Origin of the sequence: Rhodococcus sp. 4CII (genome assembly GCF_014256275.1) — a bacterium.
Taxonomy (GTDB): domain Bacteria; phylum Actinomycetota; class Actinomycetes; order Mycobacteriales; family Mycobacteriaceae; genus Rhodococcus_F; species Rhodococcus_F wratislaviensis_A.
This window is the reverse complement of sequence record NZ_JACCFE010000002.1, coordinates 4,470,596-4,483,059: the sequence shown is the minus strand read 5'-3', so window position 1 is coordinate 4,483,059 and position 12,464 is coordinate 4,470,596. Positions and strand designations below refer to the sequence as shown.

Sequence of the window (12,464 nt, the reverse complement as noted above, 5' to 3'; positions counted from 1 at the left end):
ACGGTACGCGCGCGCCGCCGCGCATATTCGGACAGTCGAATCAGGATTCCGTCACCTCACGAGCGGCGGCCGGTGAGTATGGAAGCTGGTGGCATTCTGGAAGGCGATGGCCGCGTTCAACAAGACGGTGTCCATCCAGTATCCCGCTGTCATCTGCAGTCCGATCGGCATACCGTCCGAGCGGAATCCACACGGAATCGAAATCCCCGGAATCCCGGCGAACGGCTGGACGAAATTGGTGCGTGACACGTCCATCATTTCCGAGTGCTCGAGCTTGCCTAGGCGAGGCGTTGCGATCGGCACGGTCGGGCTCACGAATACGTCGACTTCGTCGAAGAATTCCTCGAGGTTGCGAACGAACAGCTGCCGGTACATCGCAGCCTCCGCGAACTGGGTCGCGGTGACCGAACGGCCGTGTTCCAGTGACATCACCACTTCGGGGTCGAGACCGTCGACGGGTCGGTCGAGATAGTCGCCGTAGAGCGCGAAGAAGTTCGCCGTCACCATCGGATAGAAGTGAGTTCGGCATTGTTCGGCACCCGGCACGTGCACCTCTCGGATGTGTGCACCGAGGTCGCTGAGGGTACCGATGGCCGTGTTGACTGCCGCCAGGATCTCACTGTCCACGTCGTCCATGAAGTAGTTCTTCGGGACGCCGATCCGGAGACCCTTGATTCCTTCACGACCGAGACCGAGGGTGTGGTCACGACGTCGCCGGACCGACGTCACATCGGCCGGGTCGTACGCGTCCATGGCGTGGAACAACCGGGCAGCGTCGACAGCCGTCCGCGCGAGCGGCCCCCCGACGGTGAAGGTCGCCACGCGGGTCGATGCGGTACGTCGGTTGGAGAGGCGGCCCGCCGACGGTCGCAGGCCGACGAGCCCGTTCAGGCTCGCCGGGATCCGGATCGATCCGCCGGAATCGCTCCCGATCGAAGCCGTTGCCATCCCCGCAGCAACGCCGGCGGCAGAACCCCCGCTCGATCCGCCCGCGATGCGGTCCAGACCCCACGGGTTCCGGCACGACCCGTGGTGAATGTTCTGGTTCGTCACCGACTGGCAGTACTCCGACTGATTCGCCTTCGCCACGACGACCGCGCCCGCCTCCTTCACTCGGTCGATGACGAAACAGTCTTCGGATGCGCTGTGGGCGTACGCAAACGACGTTCCGTTGGTCGTCGGCGTACCCGCCACATCGAAGTTGTCCTTGACCGTGAGAGTCATTCCGTACAGCGGACCGGGCCAGAAGCCGTTCTCGACCTGCTCGTCGAGTCGACGTGCCTCGGCAATCGACTCTTCCTGACGAATTGTGATCAGCGAGGTGATCTCCGGCTCGTACTTCTCTATGTGGTCGAGGTTGGACCGGACCGCGGTTTCTGCGGATGTGTTTGCTGTGGTGATCATTCCAGCTCCATCGTCGTGGGTCGTGGCCGCCCGGATCGGCGGCAGTATCTGCGGCCGGAAACGGTGGCGTGCTCGTACTCTGGCGGGAGTCGAAACTCGGTGGCGAATATGTCAGGAAAGCGTGCGGGAAGGCGCCGCCATGTCCGGAAACCGGCCGTAGCGGGCACTGATCCAGTCATCAGCATGCGCGCGAGAGTGGCTCGTCAGGCCCTGGTCGGCGGCACCATGGGCACCACAGGGCCTGTCGCACGGCCGTGATCGTCGAGGATGTGACCAACGTGCTTGCTGATCTGCATGACCACGGACCGGTCCGCCACTCGCGCCCCCGGCAAGAGCTTCTCGAAGAGCACCTCGAACCGGTGGACGTCATTCAACGTGCGCAACCAGACGGACAGGATCAGGTTGTATTCGCTGGCTACGAGTACAGCTAACCGCACTTCCTCGATACGTCCCAGAGACGTCCTGAGCCGCTCCACGAGAGTGGCGGGAACCTGCATGAAGTACCAGGCGTAGACAGGCCACTCCGAGTAGGTGCGGGCGATATCGGTACGCAGCCCGAGGGAACCGTCACGCCGCATCGTTGCGATTGCATCGACCACCCGCTGGTTGCTGACCCCCGCCAACTCCGCGATCGCGGTGGTCGATGCACGGCCGTCGATGCTCAGTTCGTGGTGGATCACGCGTTTGAGCTCCGGAGCGACGGTTCTTGCAGCGCGTGGACGCGGAGGGCGCGACCTCGGCACCTGGTCGACCTGTGCGGGTGCCAAGGTCCGGAGCCTCCAGTTCCCCGCTTCGAAGAGAACTTCGGTGATGAGGTGCGTCCGGGCTCGTCGAATATCCGGGTACTCACCGAGCCGGTGGAGCAGGAATCGGGAGGCTTCGCCCGAGTTCTGCGCGATCACGGTCAGCAGCAGGTCGCGACCTCCCGCAGTGAGATCGATGCTGGACACCAACGGGTCTTCGGCGAGTATCTGTGCGGTGCGCGCTGCTCTTCCCGGTCTGCATTCCACTTCGACCAGCGCGATGTGACCCGAAAGTGCTGCCGCATAACCGGTGATCCAGATGAGCCCTGCCTCATGGAGCCGACGGAACCGTCGCGACAAGGCCACTGGATCGACTCCCAGAATTCCGGCGAGGGACTTCCACGTTGCCCGGGGCTCGATCTGCAGTGCGTGCATCAGGGCAAAATCGACGTCATCCGGCTCGTAATCCTGCATAGTGTGTCCTTCGATTCCGCAGACATGAACCCTACATGCCCGAAATGAAGGGCTCGGGCGACTGCGATGTCACAATCCGACGGTGTCGCGCACATCCGTTTCGGAGGTGTCGACATCGCGACGGTGATCTGCATTCAGGAACAACGCCAGTACCGCGATGGCGACACAGATTGCCGCACACGTCGCCCAGACGGCGTGGTAGGAACCCAGCGACGAGACGGTCTTGTCGACGCCACCGACATCGACCGTGGTCAGCATCGACGACATCACCAAGGCGAAGATCGCCCCGGCGATCGAACCGGCTCCGGTGCGAGAGGTGTTGTAAATCCCTGATGCAATTCCGACGGAATCCGATGGAGCACGATCGACGATGACGGCCGGCACGAGTCCGACGAGGATTCCGATGCCGAAACCCTGAAGGAACAGGTACACGGAGAAGACTGGAGCGCTCGCGGGGACGACGATCATCAGTGTGTAGGCGCAGGCGGTCAAGACCGCGCCCAGCGCGATGGCATGATGCCGGGCGCTCGCACGTGCAATCCGGTCACTGAGCGTGGAACCGAGAAATGCGCCTGCGGCGTTGACGGCCAGCAGTGTGCCGGCAAAGGAAGCGCTGACACCGAGACCGAACCCGTAGACGTCCGGGTCGGATCGCATGAACAGCGCAGTCGGCGCCTGGGATCCGAAAATCTGTGCTCCGATCAGAGCGGCGATCACCACGGGCAGCACGAGGCGTCCACGAGCCATGACCGCGAAGTCGACGAGCGGATCGGTGACGCGACACTCGACCAGAACCCAGACGACGAGTACAACCGTTCCTCCCACGATCAGCATCACGATCAGGGGATCAGACCAGCCGAGACTGTTACCGTTCGACACGCCACTGAGGAGTGCCAGCAAACCGGACGCCAACAGAATCGCGCCCTTCCAGTCGACCGTCGCTCGGCTCCGCGCAACGGTCTCGCGGACGAGGAAACGTGCGGTCGGAACGCACACGAGCATCATGACGGCCGGAACGAGAAGAACGAGAGTGAGGTTCTCGAAGGTCGTCATCATCGCTCCGGATACCAGACCTCCGACAAGAACTCCCGCAGTGAGGGAGCCGACCAGGTAGGCAATGTTCCGGCCGGCTGTCTCTTGATCGCGATCACGCACGATGGCGAATTCGAGCGGAAGGAACGCGATCAACGGCGCCTGGAGCACGCGGCCGGCCAGGAGCAATCCGAACGTCGGAGCCAACGCGACAAGCAGCGAGCCGACAGCGACCAAGGCTGCTGCGACTACCAGCATCCGACGGTGCCCGTAGATGTCGCCGAGTTTGGCAATGATCGGGACAAAAGCTACCGACGTCAACAGGAATACCACATTGACCCAGTTCAGAGCGGCCGCCGAAACATCGTGCGCCTCTCCGATACTAGCGAGAAGAGGCGGATACCAGCCCTGGAGCAGCCCACTGCCGAACTCCATGACGATGAGAAAGCCGACGACGGCGAAGGCTCCAGAATCAGCCTTCTCCGGGTCGCGCGAAAGACCTGCGCGCATCTGGTACTCCTTCACAGAATGGACAACGGGGACCGAACGATGGTCACCGCCACTGCTGTCACTTGGGCGAGGCGTCCGGAAACGCGGCCAAATGACAGCGTTCGCGCGGTAACAGCTGCGCAAGCGTTCGAGTTCGCCGACTATCCGCGCTGCAGCTGCCACCACAGGCTCCGGGACGGATCGCGGCCGAGCAACCGACCTTGCACCTACAGCTATTTTTGATTCATACTTTCTCATAACATGGTGGAATGACGTCAGGAGTACAGATCGTGACCATGAAGTTGCTCAGTCCACTGCGCGTCGGCAAGGTCGATGCAGCCAACCGAGTTTTCATGGCACCGTGCACCCGGCTCCGCGCCGACCTCGACCAAGTCCCGACGCCGATAATGGCGGAGTACTACGCACAACGCGCGAGCGCGGGAGTCATCATCACCGAAGGCATCAATCCGTCCCCGCTCGGACGGGGCGAACTCAACCAGCCGGCGATGTACTCGGACGCGCACGGACGTGGATGGGAACCCATAGCCGATGCCGTGCACCGGGCCGGCGGCCGAATCTTTGCCCAGCTCATGCACGTCGGGCGCATTTCGTTTCCGGAGCTGCTCCCGGGAGCGGTCAATCCGGTGGCGCCTTCCGCCGTGCAGCCCGATCCCGAATTCCGGGGATACTCGATCAGGTGCCCCCGCCACGACCGGCCCTTCCCGACTCCAGATGCGCTGGACGGCGCCGGAGTAGCGCGAGAAATCGGATGCTTCGTGGACGCCACGACGCGAGCGATTCGAGCAGGATTCGACGGAGTCGAGATCCACGCCGCCGGCGGATACCTGCCCATGCAGTTCCTCTCGTCGGGTACCAATCTGCGCACGGACTCATATGGGGGTTCAATCGAAAATCGGTCGCGGTTCCTGCTGGAGTGCATCGAAGGAGCCGCCGAACGAGTGGGCGCCGAACGCATCGCGGTGAAACTTTCACCCGGCTTCTACTTCAACGACGTCCACGACGAGGACAGCACAGCCCTCTACACCTATGTCTCCCAACGACTGAGTGCCATGGGGTTGGCCTTCATCGAGGTATCGGACTACCGGGGCAGGCACTCCGAGGACGGCATCGATCCGATCAACCTGATTCGCCGCAACTACGACGGCGTCGTCGTGGCCAACGGCGGCTTCGACCAGCACTCCGCCGAGGAACTACTCCAGTCGGGGGCCGCAGACGCGGTGAGCTTCGGAGGAACGTTCATCGCGAACCCCGACCTTCCGAAGCGATTCGAGACCGGTGCGCCCCTGAACGCACCGGTGCGTTCCACCTACTACACCAGCCCGACAGGACATTTCGAGGTGGGATACACCGACTATCCGGTCATGTCCGCCCAGTCGACCTCGACCGTACTTGTCACTACCGACCGGTAAACCGCGGAGCACGCCGCTCGACGAACGACCGCGGTCCCTCGAGCGCGTCCTCGGTACCGAAGACGCGCCCGGCGAGCTCGGCCTCGATGCCGAACGGCGATTCCATCGCGGCCCCCTTTACAACGATTTCCTTTGTCGCTCTGGTCGCCAGCGGTCCGGCCGCGCAAATGCTCTCAGCGAGCCGCAACGCTTCGTCCACGAGGCCGGCAGCCGGAACGACGCGATTCACCAGCCCCACCTCGCGCGCCCGGTGGGCGTCGATAGGAGCCCCGGTGAGGAGCATCTCCATGGCGACGGCCCACGGCACCTGGCGCGCGAGTCGCGACACGGTGCCGCCCGCTCCGACCAGCGCGAGCCGCGTCTCGGGAGTCGCGAACGTCGCGTGCTCGGCGGCAAGGCGAATGTCCGTCCCCAGCAACAGTTCCATGCCGCCCGCGATACAGGTACCGTTGACCGCGGCGATGATCGGCGTGTAGACGTCGGAGAAGATTCGTTTGCTCGGATCGGGTATCACCGCGCCCAGATTGCCGCCGGTCAGGGTGGGAATGAACTCCTCGAGGTCGGCGCCCGCACAGAATGCGCGATCCCCGGTACCGGTCAGGACGGCGACGCGGACGCGGTCATCGGCGTCGATCTCCGCGAACACCTCACCGAGCCGGGTGAACATCTCGGCGCTGATGGCGTTACCCACCCGTGGCCGGTTGAGGCGCACGACGCAGATCCCGTTGGACTGCTCGACGACGATCGAGTCGGAGACACCGTCCGTCACGCTCACACTCATCTCACTCGGACCTTCCGGCGTCGTCCGGCACTTCGGGGAACGTCGGCCGCTGCCGGATCATCGCGGCCCCTTCCATGGACAGCACACGTGTGTCGCCTCGGTCGAGCAGACCCTGCCACGTGACGACGGCGCGTCCGTCGGCGCGCATGCGCACCGTGCGGATCACCATGCTGCCGGTCAACGTGTCCCCCGCGTACGCGGGAGCGTGCAGCCTCATCTCGTCGAAGCCGAGGCCGGCGACCATCGCCGTGCGATGGAGCACGGCCTCGAATTCGAGGACCTGAAGGATGGCCAGCACGTGCAACCCGCTGCCCACCAGACCACCGAACTCGGACTTCGCCGCCGCATCGCGGTCCAGATGGAACGGGAACGGATCCCATTTGCGTGCGAACTCGACGATCTCCTCTTCGCTGACGAATCGGCATCCCAGCGGGATCCGCTGCCCGGCTTCGAAGTCGTCCGCATAGACCGTGGCGTGCTCCGCGACAGTTGGTCGCGCAATCTGTCGTCCTGAACTCTGCATCGACTCAGCGTTTCGCCGTCTCGTACATCTCGTCGATGATCTCGGCGTACTTGCGCACGATCGACGCCCTCTTGAGCTTCATGGTCGGTGTGAGCTCGTCCCGACCCGGCACCCAGTCGGCCTCGAGGACGCGGTAACTCTTGATCTGCTCGGGGCGGGACAATCCCGAATTCGCGCGTGCCACCGCGTCGTCCAGCTCGGCCTTGACGATCGGGTGGTCCAGGAGTTCGGACCCATCGTCCGCCTCGACACCGTGTGCCCGGGCGAACCGAAGCACCTCGTTCGCGTCGAGCACCACGAGCGCGACGTTGTAGGGGCGACGATCACCTATCACCACGACGTGGTTGACGAGACCGGTGGCGCGCGCGAGCGCACTCTGGATCAGCGTCGGCGACATGTTCTTGCCGGCGGCGTTGATGATGATGTCCTTCTTGCGGTCGACGATGCGCAGGTAGCCGTCGCCGTCGACCCGTGCGACATCTCCCGTGTGCAGCCAACCGTCCCGGTCGATCGCCTCCGCGGTGCGTTCGGGCATGCCGCGGTAACCACGCATCACGTTGGGACCCTTGAGAAGAAGTTCGCCGTCCTGCGCGAGGCGGACCGTCACCCCGTCCAGCGCCGGGCCGACCGTGCCGAACCGGACCCGCGACGGCGGGTTCGCGGCACAGACCGCCGACGACTCGGTCATGCCGAAGGCCTCCCCCATCGGGACACCGAGGGCGTGGAAGTATTCGACCATCTCGGAGTCGACCGGCGCGCCGCCGACGATCGACGCCGAGATCCGATCGAGCCCCACCTGTCGTCGGAGATTCCGTAGCAGTTCCGCTTCGTCCGGCGTGAAGTCGAATTCGGGGCGTTCGAGGCCGGCCTCGAACGCTTTCTGCTCCGCGCGGACCCGTTCGATACCCAACTCGACGACGCGCGTGATCTCGGCCCGGCGCTCGCCGTCCGCTACACCCGCCACCGCATTGTCGATGTCGGCGCGCAGCTTCTCCCAGACTCGCGGCGTGGATGCGAAGAAACTCGGACGCACGTCCTTCAGATCGGCGAGAATGCGGGCGGGGTCGGCGCAGATACTGACGCTGAATCCCAGCATCATCGCGACGTAGTGGTCCATCATTCTCGCCATCGCGTGCGCCATCGGCAGGAACGACAGCTGGTTGGCTCCCTGCGGAATCTCCATCCGTTCGACGAAGGTCCGCATGGCGAACGTGATGTTTGCGTGGGTCAGCTCAACCCCCTTGGGGTCGCCCGTCGTGCCGGCCGTGTACACCAGGGTGGCGACGTCGTCGGGTGAGACGGCTACTGCGGCTGCTTCCAGATCGAAGTCGGCGTCGGCCTCGCCCGCGAGGGTGTCCCAGTCGGTCAGGTCGTGCGGCTCCGAGGACATGACGACGACCTCGTCGACGATGGCGCCCAGTTCGGCTGCCCGCTCGGCGAACGCGGCCTCCGTGAACACCGCCCGGGTACCGGAATTGTTCAGAACGAAGCGCATGGCGTCGAGCGAGGCACTGTTGTAGAGCGAGAAACTGGTGATGCCCAGGTGGAGGGCGGCCGAGTCGAGGAAGTGGAATTCCCGCCTCGAGGTGAAGAGCAGCGCGATGGTGTCGCCGCGGCGCAACCCCAGACCCGCCAGCACCGCCGCAGCCGTTCGCACCTGTTCCGCATACTGCGCCCAGGTCATCGCGGGGATCTCGTCGGTCGCGTGGAACGCGACCTCGTCAGGGCGCTCCCGCAGCGTGAGCTGAAACGCCTCGGGCAGTGTGCCCGCGTAGAGGGCCTTCGGCCTCTCCGCCTGCATGGTCATGGCTGGTCCTTTCAGCAATCCCGAAATCGGTTGGCTCGAAATGAGATAGGCGCGGATCGTCAGACCGCGGTGGCGCGCTCATCCGGGTGCTGCTCGAGTGCCTCGGCCACGTCCTCGGCTGTCCACGTATCGCGACCCACACCGCGCTCGGGAAAGCTGGGCAGGTTCATCACCTTGAGGTCACGCTTCTCGAGGCGCAGCACTCGACCGGTGAACGCGACGCGCTCGCTCATCAGGTAGACCGCAAGCGGTGCGATCTCGTCGGGCGACGGAAGTGTCGAGTAGTCGATACCCGCAATGGGATTGGCCTCCAGCATCGGGGTTCGTGCGCTCGGCGCGATCGCATTGACCTTGATCCCGTGGCCCTGCAGATCCACGGCCCATCCGTAGGTGAGGGACGACACCGCGCCCTTCGTCGCCGCATACGCGCTCGTGCCGGATCGGCCGAGATGCGCGGTCGAGGTGACGTTGACGATCCTGCCGCCGCCCGACCCGACCATGGCTCGCGCGGCATGGAGCCCGACGAAAGCCGAGCCCAGTAGATTCGTCTCGACCAGCGCGCGGTAATCGGCTTCGGTGTCCTCGAGCACGTCGCCCATGTGCATGATGGCGGCGTTGTTGACCAGCGCGTCGATGGCGCCGAAGCACTCGACGCACTGCCCGACGATCGCCGCTGCCTCGTCCCAGTTCGCGATCGATCCGACGTACGGCTCGGCTCTGCCGCCCGACGCGCGGATCTCGGCGACCACGCCGTGCGCCCCGTCCGGGTCGATGTCGTTGACCACCACGGACGCGCCCGCGGAAGCCGCCGCGAGGGCATAGCTTCGACCGAGTCCCCCTCCCGCACCGGTGATCACGACTGCCTGATTATTCAGCATTCCCACGTGTGAGAGCTCCTTCTGGTCAGATGGTGGCAGGCTGCGCCGCGTGCTGGTCCGTGCTGCCGATCGGGGCACCCCACGATGCGGTCAGCTCTCGCCAGTCGCCGTACTCGGCCGGACTCGACGGTGTGCCGGACGGAGTCTTGCTGAACCGCGGCGCCGGCGCCGGTTGCGCCACACCGGCAACCGAGAGGATCGTCGACCGGGCCTTGATGTGCTCGTGTTCCGCTGCCTCCGTGAGGCCCAGCACCGGGGTGCAGCAGGCGTTCGTGTCTCGGAACAGTTCCGTCCACTCCTGACGCGTCCGGGTCAGGAAGAGGGCCGACAGTCCGCCGGCGAGGGCGTTCCAATTCGCCGGCTCGAGGCGCTCCGCCTCGCTCATGCTCTCGATACCGGCCACTGCGGCGAACTCGTCGTAGAAGGGCTGTTCGAGTGCCCCGAGTGCCATGTACTTGCCGTCGGCCGTCTGATGCGTGCGGTAGAACGGTGCCCCGCCGTCGAGGATGTTGCTTCCACGTTCGGCGCGCCACCGCCCGGCATTGCTCAGGCTGAAGTAGAGCGTGGACAGGACGGTCGCCCCGTCCACCATCGCCGCGTCGACGACCTGCCCCACGCCCGATCGGGATGCCTCCCACACGGCCGCGAGCAGTCCCATGGCCAGGAGCATGCCGCCGCCGCCGTAGTCGCCCACGTAATTCAGCGGCGGGAGCGGGGCCGAACCCGACTCCCCGATCAGGTCGAGGGCTCCGGTCAGCCCGATGTAGTTGATGTCGTGCCCCGCGGTCTGGGCGAGCGGTCCGTCCTGCCCCCATCCCGTCATCCGTCCGTACACCAGCTTAGGATTGCGCGCACGCATCTCTTCCGGACCGAGGCCGAGACGCTCCGTGGTTCCCGGGCGGAAGCCCTCGATCACGACGTCGGCCTGCTCGATGACCGCGATCAGGTCGGTGCGCGCCGACGGGTCCTTGAAGTCGAGTTCCCACAGCGTCCTGTTCCGCTCGATCAAGTCGAGCGGCGGCGGGTCGACGGGCCCCGCCTTCGCCTTCCGCGGGCGCCGCACCCGGAGGACCTCCGCGCCCAGGTCGGCCAGGAGCATCGCGCAGAAGGGCGCCGGGCCGATCCCTGCGAGCTCGACCACCCGCAGGCCGGCCAGTGGGCCCCGTGGGCGTACTCCGCTGTTGTCCATCTTCAAGTCACTCCAGTCTTCGACAGATAGGAATAGGGGGCGGCCTTGCGCACCGAAAGCAGGTGGAAGCACGAATTCTCCGCGTCTGCCGTTTCCGAGGATCTCGCGAAATGTCTTTCGGCAGAATGGCCGAACCCTCTCGACGAAGCGTGCCGGGAGTCCGGGATTAATTTTGAGAGTACGTTGCTCATATCCCTTGGTCAAGCAGTTTCTGTGATCTGCTTCACCGGAACCGCCTCGGGCACGGGCGTCGCATTCGCCCGGAAACACCGTTGTCAGTACGACTTCGGGAGTCCCAGCGAATGCTCGGCGACGAAGTTCAGGACCATCTCCCGCGACACGGGAGCAACCTGGATCAGACGCGCCAGCCACCACATGTCGGTCAATCCGTACTCCAGCGCGAAGCCGTTTCCGCCGTGCACCTGAATGGCACTGTCGAGGCAGTGGACTCCAGCCTCCCCGGCGAGGTACTTCGCCATGTTCGCGGTCTCCCCCGCCGACAATCCGGCGTCGTAGAGCCTGGCAGCCTTCTCCATCATCAAGCGGGCCGACTCCAACTCGACCTTCGCCGCCGCCAGCGGGTGCGCGACGCCCTGATGTTTGCCGATCGGCACACCCCACACCTCACGCTCGTTGACGTAACGGGCTGCCTTGTCCAGCGCGTAGCGGCCGATCCCCACACAGAACGCTGCACCGAGCACGCGCTCGGGATTGAGACCGTCGAACACCGCCCGGAATCCCCGGTGCAGCTCGCCGACCAGCCGGTCGGCATCGAGCGTCACGTCGTCGAAGAACAACGTCCATTGCTTGTCCGGCGCCTCCAGTGCAGTCGGAACCAGCTGCCGAGTGAGCCCGGGCGCATCGCTGTCGACGATGAAGAGCGACAGTTGCCCCTTGCCGGTCTTCTCGTCCAGTCCGGTTCGCGCCACGACCAGAATCGCATCGGCACCCTCGACGCCGGAGATGAACGTCTTCGTGCCCGACAGCACGTATTTGCCGTCGACGACGCGGGCCGAGGTGGACACCCCCTGCGAGTTCGATCCCGCCTCCGACTCGGTGAGCGCAAACGAGAACTTGAGTTTTCCGGTGGCCAGGCCCCGCAGCCACCGCTCCTTCTGCTCGTCCGTGCCGTGCTTGGCGAGGATGCTGCCACCGATCGACTGCGAATAGACGAGCAATTGGAGCGGGCATCCTGCCGCGGCCAACTCCTCGGCGACGATCGCCAGTTGCCAGAGTCCTCCGCCGCCGCCCCCGTACTCCTCCGGCAGACTGACCCCCAGGAATCCGAGTGCGGCGAGCTCGTCCCAGAGTTCGTCGATCGGCAGCCCCTGTCGTGTCTTCTCCATGAAGTAGTCATGGTCGAACTTCTTCGCCAGATCGGCGACGACCTGACGGAGCGCCGTCTCATCCTCCGATGGGACGAGGCTCATTACGGGCATATCGTTCGCCACTTGTCTCCCCTTCTTCGCACCAGCGCGAAACGGTCGCCGAATTCCGGCCCGGCCGGACCGAACACATTCCTGCGACCAAGAACGTTCGTTCACCAGCCGACGGTAGCACCGGTTCCGAACCGGCACCAGATCCACGTAAATCTGGCCCAGGAGTGGAAGTCAACGACGAAAAGTCGCTGCTGAACTCGGATTGTCACGCAGCGTCGCGAGACGGTCACAGGTTCCGAAAGATTCCGAGAACGTTCGTTTACCGGGCATTGCCG

At 64.8% G+C, this 12,464-nt stretch carries 10 protein-coding genes; 1 reads left to right on the top strand and 9 read right to left on the bottom strand.

Features of this window, described 5'->3' with window-relative positions:
• Window positions 1-51 precede the first annotated feature (51 nt).
• The 3 genes from H0B43_RS21470 to H0B43_RS21460 all read right to left on the bottom strand — a co-directional run bounded on the left by H0B43_RS21470 (window position 52) and on the right by H0B43_RS21460 (window position 4,163).
• A complete protein-coding gene (locus tag H0B43_RS21470; RefSeq protein ID WP_185726102.1) occupies window positions 52-1,404 on the bottom strand; it encodes an amidase in 1,353 nt (450 codons plus the stop codon).
• 203 nt (window positions 1,405-1,607) lie between these two features.
• Window positions 1,608-2,621, bottom strand: coding sequence for an Lrp/AsnC family transcriptional regulator (locus H0B43_RS21465; RefSeq protein ID WP_185726103.1), 1,014 nt, complete (start codon window positions 2,619-2,621; stop codon window positions 1,608-1,610).
• Window positions 2,622-2,690: 69 nt separating this feature from the next.
• Window positions 2,691-4,163 (bottom strand): MFS transporter, encoded by a 1,473-nt coding sequence (locus H0B43_RS21460; RefSeq protein WP_185726104.1) that lies wholly within the window; start codon window positions 4,161-4,163, stop codon window positions 2,691-2,693.
• 248 nt (window positions 4,164-4,411) lie between these two features.
• Here H0B43_RS21460 and H0B43_RS21455 point away from each other — a divergent pair, with 248 nt between their 5' ends.
• On the top strand, window positions 4,412-5,572 hold the full coding sequence (locus H0B43_RS21455) for an alkene reductase (RefSeq protein WP_185726105.1): 1,161 nt from the start codon (window positions 4,412-4,414) through the stop codon (window positions 5,570-5,572).
• Here the strand turns inward: H0B43_RS21455 and H0B43_RS21450 are convergent.
• From H0B43_RS21450 to H0B43_RS21425, 6 genes are all read right to left on the bottom strand, one after another.
• Window positions 5,559-6,353, bottom strand: a complete 795-nt coding sequence (locus H0B43_RS21450) for an enoyl-CoA hydratase/isomerase family protein (RefSeq protein ID WP_185726106.1) — start codon at window positions 6,351-6,353, stop codon at window positions 5,559-5,561. The genes H0B43_RS21455 and H0B43_RS21450 overlap by 14 nt on opposite strands.
• 1 nt (window position 6,354) lies before the next feature.
• Window positions 6,355-6,876 carry a MaoC/PaaZ C-terminal domain-containing protein gene (locus H0B43_RS21445; protein WP_185726107.1) on the bottom strand — a complete coding sequence of 174 codons (522 nt, stop codon included), beginning with the start codon at window positions 6,874-6,876 and terminating at the stop codon, window positions 6,355-6,357.
• A gap of 4 nt (window positions 6,877-6,880) precedes the next feature.
• Window positions 6,881-8,683 carry a long-chain fatty acid--CoA ligase gene (locus tag H0B43_RS21440; RefSeq protein WP_185726108.1) on the bottom strand — a complete coding sequence of 601 codons (1,803 nt, stop codon included), beginning with the start codon at window positions 8,681-8,683 and terminating at the stop codon, window positions 6,881-6,883.
• 59 nt (window positions 8,684-8,742) lie between these two features.
• Window positions 8,743-9,561, bottom strand: a complete 819-nt coding sequence (locus tag H0B43_RS21435; RefSeq protein WP_252190075.1) for an SDR family NAD(P)-dependent oxidoreductase — start codon at window positions 9,559-9,561, stop codon at window positions 8,743-8,745.
• A 25-nt stretch (window positions 9,562-9,586) separates the two neighbouring features.
• Window positions 9,587-10,750 (bottom strand): CaiB/BaiF CoA-transferase family protein, encoded by a 1,164-nt coding sequence (locus tag H0B43_RS21430; protein WP_185726110.1) that lies wholly within the window; start codon window positions 10,748-10,750, stop codon window positions 9,587-9,589.
• Between the two features lie 275 nt (window positions 10,751-11,025).
• Window positions 11,026-12,180 (bottom strand): acyl-CoA dehydrogenase family protein, encoded by a 1,155-nt coding sequence (locus H0B43_RS21425; protein ID WP_185726111.1) that lies wholly within the window; start codon window positions 12,178-12,180, stop codon window positions 11,026-11,028.
• Window positions 12,181-12,464: the final 284 nt, after the last annotated feature.